The 19,365-nt window shown below is 62.2% G+C and carries 19 protein-coding genes; 4 read left to right on the top strand and 15 right to left on the bottom strand.

Annotated features, from left to right (window positions below):
* Positions 1-45: 45 nt before the first annotated feature.
* From IPK17_RS11155 to IPK17_RS11105, 11 genes are all read right to left on the bottom strand, one after another.
* On the bottom strand, positions 46-813 hold the full coding sequence (locus IPK17_RS11155; protein ID WP_343417771.1) for a hypothetical protein: 768 nt from the start codon (positions 811-813) through the stop codon (positions 46-48).
* Positions 814-842: 29 nt separating this feature from the next.
* Positions 843-1,901, bottom strand: a complete 1,059-nt coding sequence (locus tag IPK17_RS11150; RefSeq protein WP_343417770.1) for an anaerobic glycerol-3-phosphate dehydrogenase subunit B — start codon at positions 1,899-1,901, stop codon at positions 843-845.
* On the bottom strand, positions 1,898-3,712 hold the full coding sequence (gene glpA, locus IPK17_RS11145; protein WP_343417769.1) for an anaerobic glycerol-3-phosphate dehydrogenase subunit GlpA: 1,815 nt from the start codon (positions 3,710-3,712) through the stop codon (positions 1,898-1,900). Before glpA ends, IPK17_RS11150 begins: the two co-directional genes overlap by 4 nt.
* A 98-nt stretch (positions 3,713-3,810) precedes the next feature.
* The gene (locus tag IPK17_RS11140) at positions 3,811-4,200 is read right to left on the bottom strand and encodes a PIN domain-containing protein (protein WP_343417768.1); all 390 of its coding nucleotides are present in this window, start codon (positions 4,198-4,200) and stop codon (positions 3,811-3,813) included.
* Positions 4,197-4,466, bottom strand: coding sequence for a hypothetical protein (locus IPK17_RS11135; protein WP_343417767.1), 270 nt, complete (start codon positions 4,464-4,466; stop codon positions 4,197-4,199). Before IPK17_RS11135 ends, IPK17_RS11140 begins: the two co-directional genes overlap by 4 nt.
* Before the next feature lie 128 nt (positions 4,467-4,594).
* Positions 4,595-5,233, bottom strand: a complete 639-nt coding sequence (locus IPK17_RS11130) for an SdrD B-like domain-containing protein (RefSeq protein WP_343417766.1) — start codon at positions 5,231-5,233, stop codon at positions 4,595-4,597.
* 13 nt (positions 5,234-5,246) lie between these two features.
* Entirely contained in the window at positions 5,247-6,848 is a 1,602-nt protein-coding gene (locus IPK17_RS11125) for a LysM peptidoglycan-binding domain-containing protein (RefSeq protein WP_343417765.1), read from the bottom strand.
* A gap of 169 nt (positions 6,849-7,017) precedes the next feature.
* Positions 7,018-7,830, bottom strand: coding sequence for an ABC transporter permease subunit (locus tag IPK17_RS11120; protein ID WP_343417764.1), 813 nt, complete (start codon positions 7,828-7,830; stop codon positions 7,018-7,020).
* 15 nt (positions 7,831-7,845) lie between these two features.
* On the bottom strand, positions 7,846-8,643 hold the full coding sequence (locus IPK17_RS11115) for an ABC transporter permease subunit (RefSeq protein WP_343417763.1): 798 nt from the start codon (positions 8,641-8,643) through the stop codon (positions 7,846-7,848).
* Between the two features lie 10 nt (positions 8,644-8,653).
* Positions 8,654-9,586 carry an ABC transporter ATP-binding protein gene (locus IPK17_RS11110; protein ID WP_343417762.1) on the bottom strand — a complete coding sequence of 311 codons (933 nt, stop codon included), beginning with the start codon at positions 9,584-9,586 and terminating at the stop codon, positions 8,654-8,656.
* Between the two features lie 59 nt (positions 9,587-9,645).
* Positions 9,646-10,419: a TetR/AcrR family transcriptional regulator gene (locus IPK17_RS11105; RefSeq protein WP_343417761.1), complete on the bottom strand. Its 774-nt coding sequence runs from the start codon at positions 10,417-10,419 to the stop codon at positions 9,646-9,648.
* A gap of 667 nt (positions 10,420-11,086) precedes the next feature.
* Here IPK17_RS11105 and IPK17_RS11100 point away from each other — a divergent pair.
* On the top strand, positions 11,087-11,485 hold the full coding sequence (locus IPK17_RS11100) for a hypothetical protein (protein WP_343417760.1): 399 nt from the start codon (positions 11,087-11,089) through the stop codon (positions 11,483-11,485).
* 72 nt (positions 11,486-11,557) lie between these two features.
* Here IPK17_RS11100 and IPK17_RS11095 read toward each other — a convergent pair whose 3' ends face one another.
* From IPK17_RS11095 to IPK17_RS11080, 4 genes are all read right to left on the bottom strand, one after another.
* Positions 11,558-13,408 (bottom strand): AAA family ATPase, encoded by a 1,851-nt coding sequence (locus tag IPK17_RS11095; RefSeq protein ID WP_343417759.1) that lies wholly within the window; start codon positions 13,406-13,408, stop codon positions 11,558-11,560.
* Positions 13,409-14,404: an AAA family ATPase gene (locus IPK17_RS11090; protein WP_343417758.1), complete on the bottom strand. Its 996-nt coding sequence runs from the start codon at positions 14,402-14,404 to the stop codon at positions 13,409-13,411.
* Positions 14,329-15,216 (bottom strand): AAA family ATPase, encoded by an 888-nt coding sequence (locus tag IPK17_RS11085; RefSeq protein WP_343417757.1) that lies wholly within the window; start codon positions 15,214-15,216, stop codon positions 14,329-14,331. Before IPK17_RS11085 ends, IPK17_RS11090 begins: the two co-directional genes overlap by 76 nt.
* A 161-nt stretch (positions 15,217-15,377) precedes the next feature.
* Positions 15,378-16,043, bottom strand: a complete 666-nt coding sequence (locus IPK17_RS11080) for a hypothetical protein (protein WP_343417756.1) — start codon at positions 16,041-16,043, stop codon at positions 15,378-15,380.
* Positions 16,044-16,272: 229 nt separating this feature from the next.
* Here IPK17_RS11080 and IPK17_RS11075 point away from each other — a divergent pair, with 229 nt between their 5' ends.
* The 3 genes from IPK17_RS11075 to IPK17_RS11065 all read left to right on the top strand — a co-directional run bounded on the left by IPK17_RS11075 (position 16,273) and on the right by IPK17_RS11065 (position 19,348).
* Complete coding sequence (locus IPK17_RS11075) at positions 16,273-17,496, top strand: hypothetical protein (protein WP_343417755.1); 1,224 nt, start codon at positions 16,273-16,275, stop codon at positions 17,494-17,496.
* Between the two features lie 186 nt (positions 17,497-17,682).
* Positions 17,683-18,276: a hypothetical protein gene (locus tag IPK17_RS11070; RefSeq protein ID WP_343417754.1), complete on the top strand. Its 594-nt coding sequence runs from the start codon at positions 17,683-17,685 to the stop codon at positions 18,274-18,276.
* Positions 18,161-19,348 (top strand): DUF3352 domain-containing protein, encoded by a 1,188-nt coding sequence (locus tag IPK17_RS11065; protein ID WP_343417753.1) that lies wholly within the window; start codon positions 18,161-18,163, stop codon positions 19,346-19,348. The genes IPK17_RS11070 and IPK17_RS11065 overlap by 116 nt, the downstream gene beginning before the upstream one ends.
* Positions 19,349-19,365: the final 17 nt, after the last annotated feature.

Here is a 19,365-nt window from a genome sequence, read left to right as displayed (position 1 = left end):
TGAATGGTTTCCCCCCTCTCCCGTTCGAGGGGTTAGGGTAGGTGCTTATACGACTGCGCGCCGCCGCCAGAAGATCGAGCGCGGACGCCGCCGGATGGACACGCCACGCGACCGCGTGATCACGATCTGCAGCACAATGCCGAGAATCGCCAGCAGCAGCACCCACTGCGCGCCGAGGCCGAAGCCGAGCGCGATCATCTGCGCGCCGACGATGGCCGAGAACACGAGCAGCAGTTCGAACGAGATGAGCAAGAGGATTACCCCGCCGATGATCAGCGCGATCAGCAGCACGATATCGGAGGGCAGGCCGAAGCCGAGTGCCAGCACCAGCGAGCGCGTGAGCACGATGCCGATGTAGCCGCCGATGAGGAACACGGCGAGAAACCACAGCACCGCCGCCAGCGCCGCGCCGATCAACCCGCCGACGATGAAGACCGCCAGCGCGATCACCGTGTTTGGCTCGTTGAAGAACGAGAGCGCGATCAAGCCGCCGATCAGGAAGCCCGCGATCAAGATGATGAAATCGTAGACCGCCCAGCCCGCGACCAGCAGGATCACGCCGCCGACGATCAGGATGATGCGCGCCGTTTCGGATGTGGGCGGCTGGAGCAGTCGCTCCCACAGGCCGACGGCCGTCGCCGTGATGCTTTCCGCCGCGCCTTCCGCCACATCGACCACGCCGCCCGCCGTCTCTTCGACTTGCGTCGCGTTGGGTGTGGGCAGCGGCGTGAGCGTGGGCGCGGTATCTTGCGCGCTGACCGCGCTCACGATGAGCAGCAGCCCGAGTGTCACCAAGCCGATTCGTTTGAGCATATTTTCACCTCCTGTAATTACGAATTACATTATACAGGAGATAAGGCTTTCTGCGCGGCCAATGCGCCCGTTGCCAGATCGACGCCTTCCGCGCTGCCTTCCACGACCGGGCTGTAGCCCGCCAGCAGACGACCCACCGCGTACAGATTCGCCGCGAACGGCTGACCATCTGCGCCGAGCGGACGCAGATCGGCGTCCGTGTTGAGGCCGACCGCATGGATCGGCTGGGGTTGGCCGCTCAAGAGCGGCGCGGTGAACCAGTCATCGCGCTTGCTCACGTTGCTGACGGGCAGATCCAGAATTGTCTCGCAGATGCGCCCCGTGTAATCGCTCTCCAGCCCGCCGCCGTATAAGCCGCCCGTCGCCATGATGACGGCATCCGCGGGGATGACGCGCGCGCGACCGTTCGCTGTGCCCGCTTGCACGCCCGTCACGCGACCATTGATGATTTCCAGCCCGGTGACGGTCGCGCCAATGGTGATGCGTCCGCCGCGCGCCAGCAAACTGCGCCGCAAGGCGTGGAACAGGCGCAAGCCGGGGATCGATGGGGTGAGCGTGGGAATCTCGAATACGGGCCCGCCGAGTTCTTGCGCCAGTTGGCGGGCGGTCTCCGCCTTGAAGCCGAGGATCGCCGGGAAGCCGAGCACGGTGGCGTCGCGCACCAGCGGCTTGACCTGCCGCACGAGATCGGCGCGCCCTTCGGGTGTGTCCAGATAGTTGGCGTAATCGGTCGTCCAGTCGTCGAAGTTGCCGCCCATATGCGGCAAGTCGATCACGCCCGCGTGCGCTTTAAAGCCCGCTGCGTTGAGGTTGTCGGCAATCAGCCCGCCGTAGAAGTCGCGCCAGCCATCGACGCCGATGATCATGATCTTATCGCTCGGCTGGAGCGCGTGGGTCACGCTGCCGAGACCGAAGGCAATGGGACGCAGTTTGCCCATCGCGGTCACAGCGTGGAGCGGTGTGCCGTTGGGGAGCTGGGCGGCGAGTCCGTGTTGGCGTGCCGCCCGCTCGACCACGCCTGCGCCGATGGGCAGCGCCGCCGCGGTTTTCGCGTACGGGTGATCGGCTTGCGCGGCCAGTGCGTTCACGTCACCCGTCTCGATCCACGCTGGGAACAGCGTAATCGCGCCCTTGCCCCGCCGTCACCAGTTCGACGCGCGCCCACTTCGAGGGCGGTCAGCGCGGCGGTCAGCCCCGCCAGCCCCGCGCCAATCACGACGATGCGGGGTCGAGATGACCTCACCCCGGCCCCTCTCCGAGTCGGAGAGGGGAGAAAAGTCGGTTTGCTCCCTCCCCTGAATTCGGGGGAGGGTTGGGGAGAGGCTAAGTTCGGCACAAACTGCTTGACATTCCCCGTCTGCGCCGACAGGCCGAGGATGCGCCCGTAGATGTGTTCCGAGAGCAGCGCCTGCCGGAGATTGTGCCCCCACAGCAGCGGCTTGACCCCGCCGAAGCGCCGTTCGACGAATTCGGCGAGCAGCGCGTGCGTGTTTTCTGGCTTGTCATGCACGTACTCATGGCGGATGGAGGCGGCGCGGTAGGAGCAGAAGCCGCCCTGACACGGCCCCATGCCCACGCGCAGATCGCGGCGCAGATCATTGAGCGTGACCACATCGCCGCCGCGCAGCGCCTCGCTGATCTGCGGCTGCGTGACGATCTCGCACTCGCAGATCAGCGCGCCGGGGTTGCCCCCATGTTCGAGCGCGTCCAACCGACCGCGCAGGCGATGATAGTTCGATTTCGCGCCGTGCGCCGGGGGAATCGGCGTGGTGGCCGTGCTGCACGGTTTGGTCACGTTGAGCTTGGCGCACGCCATATCCGCCGCGCGTTCGGCCATCTGGCGGAAGGTGGTCAGCTTGCCGCCGATGATGCTGATCAGCCCGTCGATGCCGTCGCTCTGCGCGTGGTCGAGCAGGGTGAAGGTGCGCTTGGCCTCGCGACCATCCGCCGATTCGCCGGGGTCGTAGAGCGGACGCACGCCGCCCCACGAGCGCAGAATGCGCGCCTGACTGATGCCCGGCGTCATGGCTTCGGCTTCGTCGAGGATGCGCGTGACTTCCCACGCTTCGACGCGGGTATCGCCGGGATCGTCCGTTTTGACGGAGGTCGTGCCGATCACGCTGACCGTGCCGACCGGGACGAAAATATCGCCGTCGCCGGGCAGGCGCAGCTTGTTGATCACGGTGTTGACCCAGCGGATGTTATAGGCCAGCATCGCGCCGCGGCTCAGCTTCATCTTGAACTTCGCGCCCGCTTTCGCGCCGATCTCGCCCGCCCACGGCCCCGCCGCGTTGATCACAACCGCGCATTCCACCTCGACCGACTCGTTGGTGCGCAGGTTGGTCAGGTTGGCGCCGACGATGCGGCTGCCCTGCTTGCGGAACGACTCGACGCGGTGATAGGTCAGGAACTGCGCGTTGTTGGCCTCGTACGCGCCGCGCTGGAGCGCGTGGAGCAGATCCCACGAGTCGCAGGTGCCGTCCGGCACTTCGTAGATCGCTTCCAGCTTGGGATTGAGCACTTTCTCGCGCTTGAGCGCCTCGCTCAGCGGGACTGCCCGCGTCGGCAAGTCGACCGCCGCGCAGGCCTTGAGCCACTTATCGACGTAGCTCACGTCGTCGCCGGGGCAGAGCACGAAGAAACCGCTCGTGTCTTCGATGGCATGCGGCGCGACGTGGCGGATGATGCGATTTTCGTCAATGCATTCTTTGGCGCTTTCGGGGTCGCGCACGGCGTAGCGCCCGCCGGAATGCAGCAGGCCGTGATAACGTCCGCTCGTGCCGGTCGCCAGATCGCTCATCTCGGCGAGCACGACGCGCACGCCGCGCAGCGCCAAGTCCCACGCGATGCCGCCGCCCGTCGCCCCGCCGCCAATGATTAAAACGTCAGTTTGGATCATCGTTGATCTGCAAACTCCTGCTCATTTTTGGGGCAGATTATAGCGCGGGGAAGCAAAAAGGACGCGGTGATCCGCGTCCTCTTGCATCAGTGCATGGATTAGGCGCGCCAGTTCTCGCGTTTGACGGGTAGGGCGTCAAAGTCCTGATCGTCTGTAACAACAATTGCATCTTGGCGCAGGGCAATCGCGGCGATCAACAAATCGACGTCGGCGAGCTGGCGACCGTGGCTGACGGCTTGTGCCCATAACACACCTGCTTGTTCCCAATCAGACTCCAAGAGTTGAAACCAGCCCAAGCGTAGACGCAACCGCTCTAGCGTTTGGATTTTCGTGGTCGCATTCTTCCACAACAGCCCACGCATGGCTTCGTAGAAAACCGGTTGGCACAGATAGACACCATCATCGAGATGGGCTTCCAACTGGGCAAGCACACGAGGATCACCTTTAATCAAAGCGGTGATGATGTTGGTATCCAACAGGTATTTCATGCATCCTCAGCCGGAGGTTTGATCACCTCCACATTCATCGCCCAATCCAATTCCTCAAGGTCATGTTCGCTAAAGCCGTCGCGCAGTTCGGCAAAAATCTGCTTCAGGTCGTCCATATCGAGGGACGCCGGATGTCGATCCGCTGCTTCAGGTTCCTGCTCGACCAAACGCCGATACTCGCGCTGATCCTGAACGAAAAGGTATAACGCTTCCAACTCATCACTGGATAGAGATTTGACCTCGCGCATTAAATCTGACAACGCCATTGCACTCAACTCCTCATCTCTCATTTGATTGTACGATGTTTCGGTTGCTGCGCGAAAGAGCGTAGATGTTTGCCTGAATCAAAAAGGACGCGGCGATCCGCGTCCCCATAAGCAAGCAGTTGCGGCTTTTACCCCTTGGTCGAGCGCATCTCTCCGGTTTCGTCGGTGCGCACCGCGCGCATCGATCCAGTTGTGGTCGTTTTCATGGGCTTGGGCGCGCGGCGGGCGTAGACCACCAGATAGATCAGGAAGCCGAGCACGCTGAACGCGCCCATGACGATCACCGCGCCGAGCAGCGACAGGCCGAGGCGCAGCACTTGCGGGTCAAGTGCATTGAGTGCGGCGAGCGGATCACCGGGTGTCGTGGTCGCAATGCTGGTGACAGGACGCTGCGCGCCATACCACAGCACGGTCGGCATGACGTTCTCTTCAATGGTTTGCGTGAAGGTGTCGGGCGTGGTCGCCGTCCAGTCGGCGCCCGTGACGATCACGGTGTAGGTGCCGGGCGACAGGCGCTGGAAGCCGATCAGCCCGCGCGAGGCATTGGGCGACTCGTCGAGCAGGGCGCTGGCGACGACTACACCGTTCGCGTCGAGCAGATCGACGGAGACGCCGCGCGTGATGAACGGTTCGTTCGGGTCGCGTGCGCCGTCGCCATCCCGGTCTTCAAAGGCGTTCACCCACAGTTGACCGCCGCCCTCCTGCGCGGAGGCGGCGCTGGCCACCAACAAGCCGATTACGATGCAGAGTAGGAGTAAACGCCGCATGATTTGTCCTCCGTTAACGCCGCCGCAGCACCAGTGAAATGCCCATGCCCGCGACGAGCACGACGCCCGCCGCGCCGAATAAGATCAAGCCGAGGTTGTCGGGCAGCGGGTTGGCCGTGCCCGTTTGCGGTTCGTCGCTCTGCGCCGTCACATTGACCAGTTCATCGGCGGGCGGCGGGGTGACAGGCAGCACGCCCTGCGCCGCGCCGAACGCCAGATTCACCTTCGCTCCGGCAATCGCGCGCACCGTGAGCTGCGCCGAAGTCGTCAGACCGTAGCCTTGCGGCGCTTGCATCGACGCGGTGTATTCGCTCGCCGCGAGATCGGCGAAGCAGTACGGTTCCGGGGAGCTGTCCATCGCATGTTCGCCTACGACGCCACTCGCGCCAGTCAGCGTGATCACGCCGCCGGGGAGCGCGACTTCGTCGGCTTCCTGCACGCGGTCGGCGTTGATATCTTCATAGAGGCTGATGCAGATCTGCGCGGCGTCGCCTGCTGGGTTGATCGAGGGGAGCACATCACCGCCCGCCACCGAACGAATTGGCGCGGGTGGCGCAGACTCGACGGGGGCAGGGGGTGGATTATTGGCGGCTTCGGCGGTGCTTTCGGGCGCGGCAGAAGCTTCCGCCGTCGCTTCAGGGTTCGCTGTGCCCGCTTCCTGCGCGGTGATATTTTCCGCAGTGAGCAGTTCGGCGGTTACTTCCGGTGTCGCCGCTGAGGCTGGCGGGCGGATGATGATCTGCTGGCCGATCTGAATGATGCGCGGGTCGCGGATATCCGGGTTGACCGCCAGCACCTCGGCGCGCGTCAGACCATAGGCGACGGCAATGCTGTCGATGGTGTCGCCGGGCTGGACAGTATGGACGATGGAGCCGTCGCCCTGCTCAGTTTGCGGCTGCACAAAGCCGACTTCGGCGGGAATGGTGGGAATCGGCGTCGCGCCTTCCACAGCGGCGGGGGCAGCCGCACCACCGGCGCCGCCACCAACGAGCGCGGCATCATCCCAGTAAACGTTGTTGAGTTCGAGCGGCCACTGCTGCGTAGCGAACAGGAAGACGGTTGCTGTCGTGCCCGTGGTCGTCGCGCTGACGGTCAACTGCGCCCAGGTGTCGTGCGGCGCGGCGTTGCCTGACCACACAATATCGCTGTCATAGGGATCGGTGCCGCCGTTCGGGTCAATCCCGACGCGGGTATACGCGCCCGATCCGGCCGCCGATGTGCAGTTGTCGAAGCCGTCGGGGATATCGCAGGTCTTGAGGTACGCCCACGCGCTCGCGGTGACGTTCGCTCCCTGCTGCACGCTCACTTGCTGATAGAGCGCGGCGGTGAAAGTCGCAAAGCCTTTGTTGAGGTTGACGGCGCGCCCACCGGAATGCGGGTTAGGGCCGGGACCGTTGTGCGGAAAGCCGACCGGCGGCAGGTTCTGCCACGCTTCGCTGCGCGGGGCTTCGGTGTACCAGAAGCTCCAATCGGCGGGGATATTCAGGTCAGCGCGTCCGCGTTGGGTATAAGTACCTTCCATCCCCCCATCCCGGAGGGCATTTCCATCTTGCGCCGCGAGGGGCGCACTCACGAGGAGGAGTGCGATCAAGAGAAGCGGGAAAATCCGCTGCATTGTTCACCTTCATGGCTTCAATAACAAATCGGCGTGGTTTCCCACGCCGTGAGCGGATTATAGCATTCGAGATGTTCGTGTCAACCAACGGTTGGGCTACGGTGGGGCAGGCGAAAAGTCCCCCTCAGGTCCGCTCCGACAGCCGGAGCCGACCCCTGTTCGCCGGCGACTAGGCCGCGATATCGCGCCGCTGGAATGCAACCATGCTCACGCCGACCAGCGCTACCGCGACGACGATCAACACCAGCAGCGCGCCGGTTGCCATCCCGTTCTTCACAATGTCAGTCGCGCGGTAGTAGCTGAACACGGAAATCCGGTTGATGGTGCTCAGCAGGTCATCCCCGACCGACGCAGCGAGGAAATTGAGGAAGAAACTGCCGATCACCGCGCCAAAGGCGATCGTCATCACCCGCGAGCGGCTCGGTAGCAACGCTGCGAGCAGCGCCGTGAACGCCAGCGCGACCAGGCCAATCGGGAACAGCGCAATCGTCATTTCGAACAGCCGACCCATCGGGAAGGTAGCGGCCACCGGCGTGGACAGCACACCGCCCGCCGCGCCCGCAAAGGTGATCAGCGTGACGCCCAGCAGCAGCACGGCATAGGCAGCGAACTTTCCGGCGATCAACTGCCAGCGCGGGAGCGGCGTGCTCAACACACTGTTGAGGATGCCGCGATCTTCATCTGCTGCCGTGATGTTCAGCCCACTGAGGACCGCGTACACGGCGAACATCACCACGACGAAGCTGAAGAAACGTCCCGCCAGATACCCTTCCGGCGTCGCCAGCACGTTGACGTCGTCTGTGCCGAGGAATTGCAGCAGGAAAGGCGGCATCGAGGCGACTAAATCGGCGAACTCGCGCAGCGCGTCCACGTCGCCGCGGACGACCGCTTGCACCAGCGCGATGAGCGCGAAGCCCCCGCCCCACATCAACATCCCGCGCCAACTGCGGCGCAGCGTTTCGCGAAACACGACGAATGTCATGATAGCACTTACCCTCTACAGTCCAATATCACGACGCTGGAATAGGAACGCGCCGCCCACGAACAACACTGCGCCCACCGCGATCAACAGGACGATATTGCCCCACGCCAAGCCGCTCGTCATCACCGTATCGCTGCCCGTGTAGCTGAAGTACGATAGCACACGCAGCGCCGCGACCGCCGTCTGACTTGCCGCGTTGCCGATGAACTCGATGAAGTAGCTGCCGATGACGAACGCGACCGCCAGTGCCAGCGCCGTTGCGCGGCTGCGGGCGAGCGCGCCCACGAGCACGCTGAAGCCGAAAACCGTCAGCATGGCGGGCAGCATGTTGAGCGAGGCCACGAACAGCTTCCCCAGATCCACGTCGAGGGTCGAAACCGCCTTGCCCCCCACAAAACCGAGGTATGAGACGAGGATGGTCAGCACCATCAACAGCACATACGCCAACCCCTTTTCGATCATGAGCTGCGTCCGGCTGACCGGCGCGCTCAACAGAATGTCGAGGATGCCGCGATCTTCTTCCACCGTCGTCACATTCAACCCAGCGACCACGCCGTACACGCTCATGATCAGCATGGTGTAGGTGAAATAGCCGAACCCAATGAAACCTTCCGGCGTGGCGAGCTGAGCCACATCGGACGCGCCAAAGGCCTGAAGGAGCGCGGGCGGCATCGATTCGAGTAAACGGGCAAACCGCTGCAAGGACTCCGCGTTCGGCAGGATGAGCATAATGAACATGCCGATCACCCCGACCCCCACGCCCCAATACACGGCGGACAACCAACTCCGCCGCAGCGTATGAGTGAAAATCACGCCTCTCATGTTACGACATCACTTTCTCGCGGTGATTATTCGCGGGCTGCCCGCCGTAGAACGTCAGGAAGATGTCTTCCAACGTGGGCGTTTCGACCAAAATATCCTGCACATATGCGCTGCTGACCGCCTTGAGCAGCGGATCGAAGTCACCCGCCAACTGCAGCGAGAGTACGTTCGCGCCCTCTGCGCTGACCTTGCTCACGCCAGCTACACTGCTCACCAGCAGGGGCGACACAGCATCGCGGAATTTGAGCGTCACCTTGCGGAAATCGACGCGCGTCAGGCGTTCGACCGTCTCAACGGCTTGCAGCTTGCCATCGCGGAGAATGCCGACGCGGTCGCAGATCGCCTGCACTTCGTTCAAGACGTGCGACGAGAGGAACACCGTCTGACCGTTGGCCTTCGCCTCCAGCATCAATTGGTTGAAGGTCTGCTGCATCAGCGGATCCAGCCCGCTCGACGGTTCGTCCAGAATCAGCAGCTTGGGTTTGTGCATCAGCGCGAGGATCAAGCCGAGCTTGCGCTTGTTCCCCGTCGAATAGGTACGCATGCGCTTGGTCAGGTCGAAGTTCAGGCGTTCCGCCAGTTCATTGACGTAAGCAGTATTCACTCCGCCGCGTAAATTGCCCATGTAGTTGACGATTTCGCGCGCGGTCAGCCGATCCCATAGGTTGAGTTCGCCGGGGAGAAAGCCGATGCGCTGGCGGATCGCCACGCTCTGCGCGATGGTATCCAGACCGAAGATCGCCGCGCGGCCGCTGGTCGGACGGATGAGATCGAGCAGCAGGCGGATCGTCGTCGTCTTACCTGCGCCGTTCGGTCCCAGATACCCGAAGATTTCGCCCGGCGCGACAGTGAGACTCAAGTCTTCCAGCGCAGGTTTGCCGCCGCTGTAGACCTTGGTCAGCTTCTCAGTTTGGATCACGACTTGACTTGCCATAGTTCCTTGGCCCCCCTCTATCACGGGCACACACTCAAAAACATCTTTTGCCGTTCCGGCTATAAATAAAAAACCGCAGCGAATAGCCCTTGCCCAGAGGCCAATTGAACCTCTGCGCTGGTGCGCTCGCTGCGGTTCAGACCTATTCTGCTTGATTGATCGTGCTTCCCGACGTTCATCGATGACGGCGCGGATCTGCGCGATGTAGCCGCGCATGATCGCTTTGCCCGCTTCCGAGTTCCCCTGCCCATCGGGCGAGCGCCCTTGCTGAGCATGTCCGCCATGGCCGCGACGATCTCATCAATGGGCGGTGTATGTTCCGGTGGCAGGATGTTCTCGCTCATCAGGAAGCCGTAGCGCATATATACCAGCAGATGCGTCACAGTTTCTGGTGATAAATCGCTGCGGATCAAACCGGCAGCCTGGAAATGCGCGATGAACTCGCGTCCGAACATCATCGACTCTTGCGGCGATACCATGTTCGCGAAACGCCGCGCAAAATCGCCCAGTACGCGCCGATCCCGCGTGGACAGCGCCCGAATCAGCGGGTTGGTGATCGCCGCCCGCATTGCATGGCTGTAAACGTGAAACAACGTCCCGCCTTCCGGGTCGGCTTCAATGCGAGCAAACATATCATCCATGACCCGCTCGGACTCGCGCAGGAGCAGCGCTTCGAACAGCGCCTCCTTGCCCTTAAAGTGCAGGTACACCGCACCTTTGGAAATGCCCGCCGCCCGGGCGATGTCGTCGATGGTGGTTTTGTCGTACCCGTAATGGGTGATCAAGTCATTTGCCGCATCCAGAATGCGACCTGCGCGTTCGGCGTCGACCATAGCCCTCGTGACTGATTGACCAGAATCGTCAAACTGGTCAAATCATAGCACTGACTCGCCGGTTTTGGAGGTCAAAATGTATTAAAACGGACTGGCCATATAAGCTGCTTCATGAAATATGTAAAAAAATAGATCATAATTTTATTATTAAAATTAAAGTGAGTATCATTATATAAACTGCGGATCGAATTACTATCAACCGAGTCAACTTAAAGGAGTTCTTATGTCCAGACACAGCTTCGTTGTGCTTGCCTGGCTGCTCGTCATCACCTTGTTTGGCTGGAAGCAGCGCGCTTGCCGACCCGATCACCGTGTCGAACACGGGGACGATTTCCACCACCACCACCACGCCTACCCGTCTCTTTCGAGATGGAATAATTTCCAGCTGTGCCGGAAAGACTTTTCCCGGACCATTTTCATCAGGTTCGTTTGGCTATACCGTCGAAGGCTCATTCGGTCCGGTGGCGAGCAGCAGTTGTATCACCGTGACATGGGGAACGGGAACCTGCGGTACCAACGTCATCCCGGTCGCCTTCCTGAACAGTTTTGATCCTACCTGGGGTGCCGCGAACGATACCAATTATTTGGGGGATCCCGGTGGCAGCGGTAGCGGTGCGGGACTTTTAGTTTTACAGTACCAGCGGGCGGTTCGTTTGTGCTCGTTTTCATGAACGCGAATAGCCTTGCGGGCTGCCAGTACAGCTATTCGTTCACCTACGACGGTGCAGGTGCAGCCGCCGCCGGGGGGCCGGAATGCACTTTGCCCGTGCCCGAAGGCAGCGTGGTGGGTGATGTACCGTTCAACGCACAGGTCTACTATGAGCCGGGCAGCGCTTCACCGGGCGTGCTCCTCAACCCAGGGACGTACATTGTCATCGGTCAGGACGTGAGCGAAACCTACTATCAGATCGTGCTCGCCTGCCAGTATGTGTGGGTGCTCAAGTCCAACGTGCAGCCCAGCTACCAACCGCCGCAGAACGGCGCAGCCTTGCCGACCCGGATTGTCGACGCGCCGAGCGGTGATACCTCGGCTTCCGGTGGGGCGAACGACCTCGGCAGTTCATAAGCTCGTACAGTCTCCAGAATCAAAATGGGCGATCCAACACTGGATCGCCCATTTTTGCTTCACGGTCGTTCGCTAGTTCCCCGCCTCAAGCCCTGGTTTGGGCGTTGGCAGCAGCGACAATTCCTCACCGTCGAGGATCAGCGTGACTTCCGGTGTGGGCATGCCATACTGATCGAAGAAGGCGCGGATCTCATCCGCCATCAGTTCTTCTTTGTCCAGCAGCAGCGCCTGCAGCGCCTTGACGACCTCGGCGTTTTCGCGCAGCGCGCGCCGCGTCTCGTTCAACACGCGCTGGTAGGTCTCTTCCATCGCGCTCATCATCTCGGGTGGCAGGCTGCCAAACGTGCCATCGGGCTTGAGGCGCATCGACAGCGACCCGCCGAGCGGCCCGAGCATGCCGGCGAGCGCCATCATGTTGAGGCGCTGGCGCACATAGCTGAAGTCACCGCCCACGCCGAGCGTTTGATTCTGTTCGCCGCAGAACTCGATTTCGGCGGCTTTCCCGGCGACGGCCACGCGCAGCGCGTTGTAGTATTCGTCACGCGTGTTCAGCCCCTGGAACGATTCGCGCGCCGGGTAGCTCACCACGTGACCGAAGGCCATGCCCTGACGGACAATCGTGATGCGGCTGATGCGGTGATGCGGTTGGAAGACGCGCACGGCGACCGCGTGCCCCGCCTCATGGAAGGCGAGGCGAGCTTTCGCCTCTTTCGACAGGTTCTTAATCGGGTTGCGCACACCCATTTCGTGTTCGGGCTTCGCACGCTGGAAGTCGGCGTAGGTCATGAAGCGCCGACCCGCGAACAGGGCATAGCGCAGCGTTTCGTTGAGCAGATACTTGATGTCGGCAGGGGTGTAGCCCGGCGTCTCCGACGACAGGATGACCGGATCCAGCGATTCGTCGTGCGCCATCTTCGACAGGTAGTACTCGAAAATGTCGCGGCGACCGAGCGCGTCCGGCGCGTCAATGCGCAGCTTCTTGTCGAAGCGACCGGGGCGCAGGAGCGCGGCATCGAGCGCGCTGATGCGATTAGTCGCGCCGATGGTCAGCACGCGCTTATCTGGCTTGGGCGGGATGCGACGCAGGAACGTCTTGTACAACCACGTGCGCAGGCGCGCCTGCCAGCCATGTTCACCGCTGAAACCGCTCATCTGGCTGAGCATGGTGTTGAGCAGCGCGGGATCGCCCCCCATGCCGCCCATGCCTTGCTGCTGATTCAGACCGCCGCCGACCGCGCTCACGCCTGCGCGCGAACCGATCGAGTCGATTTCGTCGAGGAAGATGACCGCCGCGCCGTACTCGCGCGCCGCTTTGCGCGCTTTGCGGTACATGAAGATCACGCGCAGCGAGCTCGTCCCCATGAACATACCTTGCAGCGATGAGGTGTCCACATAGAAGAAGGGGACGCCTGCCTCAGTGCTGATCGCCTGCGCCAGCCACGTCTTGCCCGTACCGGGCGGCCCTTCCAGCAGCAGACCGTTGAGCGGTTCGCCGCCCGCGCCTTCAAACGCCTTGACACCGCGCAGCAGCGTGACGATTTGCTGCGCGTGTTCGAGGATTTCCGGCTGGCCGCGATAATCCTTGAAGCCGACGCCTTCCGCGCCCGGCATAATCGTGTACTGGCGCGGGCGGCCTAAGAACCAGAACATGAGCACGAACTGGAAGATCGCGCTGCCGAGCAGCACGGCGAGCTGCAGCACAAACCCCGCCGCCGAGAGCAAAAAGGTCATGAACCCGGCGTCGAACAGGGCATACGCGAACAGCGCGATGATCCCGATCCACAGCCAGAAATTGGTCAGGAAGCGGAAGATGCGGTTGGGCAGGCGATTCCGCTGGTCGACCAGCGTCGCCTCATGCTCCCAATCGACCGGATCTTTCGTGGGCAGATACTTCTGATTGGGCGCGTGTTTGACGGTCGACATTTACACCACCTCCCCTTCGACCACGTCGGCGGGCGCTTCCCGGCGCAGCTCGACTTTCGGCGTGTACAGCCCGTACTGATCGAAGAAGGTTTCGACTTCGTCGGCCAGCATTTCATTCTTCACTTGCAGCACCTTGATCAATTCTTCAGCCATATCGCGGTGCATGCGGAAGGCCATGCGCACCTCGTCCAGCACCATGCGGAACATCTCTTCCATCGCTTCGCGGGTCTCGTGCGTGGGGGAACTGCCATCGCCGAGCGCGCCGAACATGCCCGCATCAGCCATCGCCGCCAGCACCGCGCGGATGTTGGCGAAGTCGCCGCCCACGCCGAGCGTCTGCTCGCCGACGCCGCAGTATTCCATCTCGCCCGCCTTGCCCGCCACGGCGACGCGCAGGCGGTTGACGAGCTGTTCATACGAGCTCATGTAGTCGTATTCTTCCTGCGCCGGGTACGAACTCACGTGCCCGTAGGCGAAACCCTGCCGCACAATCGTGATGCGCGAAATGCGGTAGCTGGGACGGAACAACCGGATCGCGATCGCGTGGCCAGCTTCGTGCGCGGCGAGGCGGCGTTTGGCCTCCGGTGACAGGTTCTTGATCGGGTTGCGGATGCCCATTTCGTGTTCGGGCTGCGCGAGGCGAATGTCGCGGATCGACATGGCGATGCGGCCGTCGAACAGGGCATAGCGCAGCGCTTCGTTGAGCAGATATTTGAGGTCGGCGGGGGTGTAGTACGGCGTTTCCGATGCCAGAATCAGCGGGTCAATCGTCTCATCGTGGGACATCTTCGACAGGTAGTACTCGAGGATGTCGCGGCGGCCTTCAAGGTCGGGCGCGTCGATGCGGATTTTCTTGTCGAAACGACCGGGACGCAGCAGCGCGGCGTCGAGGGCGTGCATGCGGTTGGTTGCGCCGATGGTCAGCACGCGCTTTTCCGGCTTGGGGGGCATGCGCCGCAGCACGTCTTGTAGAACCACGTGCGCTTGCGCGCCCACCAGCCGTGTTCCAGGCTGAAACCGCTCATCTGCGACAGGAGCGCGTTGAGCAGCGCGACGTTGCCGCCGCCGGGCATAAACATGATCGGCAGGCGGTTGGGCTGAAAGCCGCGTACGCCCGGATCGCCTCCGCTCACGCCGGCGCGCGAACCGATGGCGTCGATTTCATCCATGAAGATCACTGCCGCGCCGTACTGCCGCGCCGCTTTCCGCGCCTGGGCGTACAAGCGACCGACCTTGAGCGGCGAAATGCCGAAGAACATCGATTGGAGCGAGGAGGCGTCGAGATAGAAGAAGGGCACGCCCGCTTCCGTGCTGATCGCCTGCGCCAGCCACGTTTTGCCCGTGCCGGGTGGGCCTTCGAAGAGCATACCGCTCAGCGGTTCGCCACCCGCCTGCTCAAACGCCTTGACGCCGCGCAGCAGCTTGACGACCTGCCGTGCCTGTTCCAGCAGTTCCGGCTGACCGCGATAGTCTTTGAAGCTCACGCCCTCCGCGCCCGGCATGATCGTGTACTGGCGCGGACGCCCGAGAAACCAGAAGATGAGGAACAACTGCCCGATAGCCAGCGTCGCCGTGACCACTAAACGCAGGAGCACCGGAGCGACGTTGATGATCGCCTGCATCACGGTGGCGTCGAACAGTGCCCACAGCACAAGCCCGACGAGGATGGCGCGCCACCACGCCCAGCGCACAAAGCGCAAAATGCGGTAGGGCAGGCGTTTGCGGCGCTCGACGAGCGTCTCTTCGTCCTGCCACGCGTATCGTTTGGTCGATAAAGCCTTGTCGTCGGTTGGTTTCACCAGTGCCATACAAAACTCTCACATGAACTTGTTTATACACTCGGGAAATTCTGATGAGAAAGGGCGTTGTCGGGACAGCCGACATCAGTTAGAGCAGCCTCTCGGTGAGAGAAAGCGAGCCAGGACGACGCTGGTGTCGTCCTGCGAGAGGGATCTGACGGGCTCATGGGTTACTGCGCGGCGTTCGGATCAGGCAGCATGAACATCGGGTGATTCGGCTGCCCCTCGTACAACACGACATCGCGCGGGCTGACATAGTCGAGCGTGCCCGTCACGATCAGATCATAGAAGGTGGCGAGGCTGCGCTGCCCGGCGAGGTATTCGGCGGCGTCCGCGCGGTCAATCTGCGCGGTGGCGACCACCAATCCGACATAGCTTGCGCCGTTGTTCAGCGTGTTGATGGTGTTGGGCACGAGCAGGCGCACCTGCAGGATGTCGGTGTCCCGACTGGCCGTCATTGTCCCCTGCCACGTCAGTTCCATGATGCGGCGGATGCCATCGGCAATCGCGATCTGGCCTTCCTGCGTGTTGGAGTCAACATTCGGCGGCGACCACAGCAGATTTACCTGAAAGGTTCGCGCCTCGCCATCTTTGCGAATTTCGATGATGTCGACGGTGCCGCTCGCCTGTTCAATGCGATCCGCGGCAGCGGTTAAAGCGGGGTCGCTGGCTCCGGTTTTATCCGCCATGACTAACTCAAGCGATTGGACGGCCGCGTCGGCCTGCTGATCCCCGGCCGCCTGGCCAGTCAGCACGCGCAGACCTTCCATGCGGCTGCATCCGGCAATGAGGAACGCGGCCATTAGGGCAAGTGTGAGGGGCAGAACCCGGCGCATGGGATATTCCTTGAGTATGAGATTATTTCCGGGCGATCAATTACAGCTTAACACGAATTAACGTAAAAATGCCTAACTTCGGATGAGAGTCTTTACAACGATTCCTGAAGTCATTTGTTCACATTCACCAACAAAGCCCCCTATTTCGCGGGGCTAGCAGCAGAATTGATGCTTTATAATAGAACAAGGGTGTGGAAAAGGTTCATTTTCCACCGAAAAGGAGCGTTCAGTGAAGACGTTATGGGGACGCTTGCTCGTCTTGATCTGTGTGGTCGCGGTGAGCATGGGCGCAGCAGCGCAGGCTTCGCCGTTGTTAGCGTTTGTCAATCTTTCCGGGCAGTTGGTCGTCAGCAGCGGGGATGGGGGTTTCCGCTGGATCGTGACCAACCCCGGTGAAACGCTGGTCGATGGGTTCGAATGGGCGGATGGGCGCGTCGTCTTCGCCGTGTATGATGGCGGCGAAATCAGCGTGCGTGTGGCCGACCCGAACGCGCAATCGGCCTATGAAATTGGCCGCGGGGCGGGGAGCAGTATCGCCTTTGGCGGCGTGGCGCAGAACGCGGCGGTCGTCGCCTTTGACGGTCGCTTGGCCGTTTTCGACTTAAACGGTGGGGGCGGCGGCGAACTCGGTGTGAGCGGAACGCTCGCGGAACAGGCCACCAACGGCGGGATGATCTTCTTCCGCGGCAGCGACGGCAACTACGCCTTGATCGCGCCGAACGGCGGGTCATTTACACCGCTCGGCTTCGCCAGTGATCCGAACGCGCCGTTCATTAATCTCTGGTCGGGGTCGCTGGTCGCCTATGCCGACTATGGCATCGGCAGCAGCCTGGCCGTGACGGATGCCAACAGCGGCGCGACGGTCACGCTAGCGAATACCGGCTCGATCCCGCTGCTGCCGCTGGCCTGGACGGGGTCAACGCTCATCTATCGCGGGTCGAGCGGCACGGTGCTGGCGGCGGATCTGTCAGGCATCAATTCCGGCGCGAATCCGCTGGAGAATGGTGTCGATTTCCTGCCGGGGAGCGCGACCGAAGTCCAAACCGATGGCCGCTACGCCTATTTCCTCGACGGTGAAACGGTCGGCGCGGTGGATCTCGGCTGTTTGAATCGCGGTGACTGCCTGAACAGCGTGCAAATCATCGGCGGGCAGGCCGCGCCGGAGACCGTTCTCGCTGTGAGTGGGCGCTTGCTCACGTACACGGGCTACAGCGGCAACGCGTATGATCTCGCCAGCCGCGAACTGCGTGCGGTTGATCTTGGCTGTTTGGGCGGTCAATGCCAGCCTGCCAGCGTGGCGGGCGGCGCGACGGCGGGTTACTTGTCGCCCGATGGCAGTTTCGTCACCGTGCAGGATGTGAACGGCGGATTGAGCGCGGTCAATCTGCGCGCGGGCGGCCTCGGCTACCTGTCCGATGGCGGTGAACTGCTCAGCGTGCGCTGGTCAGAATAATCTACTTTGATCCGTGGCGGACGGACGCGAGGAATCGCGTCCGTTTTATTTCCAGAACCCGATCAAAAATGAATGCTTGCACAGAACTCGACCATTCCAGCGCAAGATTACACCAACTGCGTTGAACCGAAATCCGCGGCGCGTGTACAATCAAAAGAATTCGATAGCTGAATGGACACGCGCCCCATGAAACGCTCACTGTGGATGATCACCCTGATCGTACTGCTGGCTTTCCCTACGCTGACCTTCGCGCAGACCACGCCCGCGTACATCAACTGGATTCCGGCTGATTTTGACGGGTTCGTGCGCGTGTCGATGGATGACCCGGCGTTGGCGCTGCGGCGGCTGAACTTCGGCCTGTTCGTGGCGGCGTCGCTGGAATGGGCGCGCTTTCCGAATCTGAGTGAGACGCCCACGCTCGATCAATATTTCCCGCTCGACATGCTCGACCTTGAAACGGCCTCGTTCGGCACGAATGTGGCACCGTGGCTGGGGGACGAAGTCGTGATCGCCTACCGCGACCTGAATGCCGACTTTCAAGCCGACCAGACGCTGATGATTCTCCCGACCTACGACTCGTTTACGTCGGCGTTTCCGGCTGCGCAGCGCCATTCAGGCGCAGGATTTCCTGCAGCGCGACCCGTACCGCGACACCATCATTTATGTGGGCGACCGCACCGCGATTGCCTTCACGCCGCAGGCCATTCTGATCGCTTCGGAAGACATCCTCGAGGCGACCATCGACATGATGCTCGACGGTGGCACGGCGCTCACCGCTGACCCACAGTACCAGCAGATCACCGCGCAGCTTTCCGCCGAAGCACCGATCACGGCGTACATCACTGGGGATGCCGTCGGGAATGCGCTGCCTATGCTGCTCGGCGGCGACAACGACGCGCTCCTCGGCGTGTTGGGCGGCGCGCTCGGCCCGGAGGGTGGCACGTTCGGCGCGCTGCTCACAGGTGCGCCGACGGCGATGGGCTTGAGCCTCAACCCGAACATGGTGTCGCTGCAAGAGGTCGAGGCGCGCGTTGTGCTGGCGACGGAGAGCGGTACGGTCGCCGCGCTGGATCCGGCGGTGCTCGACTTCATCCCACGCAGCGCCATGATCGTCTACAGCGGCGCGGACGGCGCGACGCTGGGCGAACACGCGCTGACGGCGCTGCCGCTCGGGTCGTTCATCCCGGCGGCGCTGGCCTCCTTCGGCGTGCAGCCTATTCCCGGGGAGGTGCTGCCGCTGCCCACCAGCGAGCAGATCACGATGGTGATTGAGCGTTTCACGGCGGCGTTGGGGGATACCACCAATGTCGATTTGCGCGCGGATGTGCTGGCGCATCTGAACGGCAGCTTTGCGCTCGCGGTTATCCCGCGCCCGAATAACCCGCTTCCCGTGTGGAATTTGCCCGTCGAAGTGCTGCTGGTCGCGCAGGTGGATAACGCCGACGCTACGGTCGATTCGCTGCTCGCGCTGATCGAGAGCTTCACTGCCGACCGCTTCACGCGGGAGCGGGTCGATGGCAACCCCATGTTCACGCTGACCGTGCCCGACTCGGAGACGGCGCTGCTGCAGATCGGCTCGGTCGACAACTGGCTGCTGATCGGCCTCGGCGCTTCGGTCGATGCAGCGCTGGCGGCGCAGCGCGGTGACAACCGCCTGACCGCGCAGTCGCGGTGGTCGGCGCTGGCGGAAGAGATGCCGCCGAACGTGTATGTCGACCTCAACAGCTATTTCAACACCTTCTTCCCACCCGAAGGCGGCACGACCCAGAGCAGTTTCTCGCAGATGGGGTTGTACTGGCAGGCGCTGGATGGCGGCCTGTTCCAGATCGACGCGGTGGTCACACTGCCGTAAATCGCGCACAGTTATCT

It is taken from the genome of Candidatus Flexifilum breve, assembly GCF_016713355.1.
The sequence above is the reverse complement of the archived record's forward strand: the minus strand, read 5'-3'. Positions and strand labels throughout refer to the sequence as shown.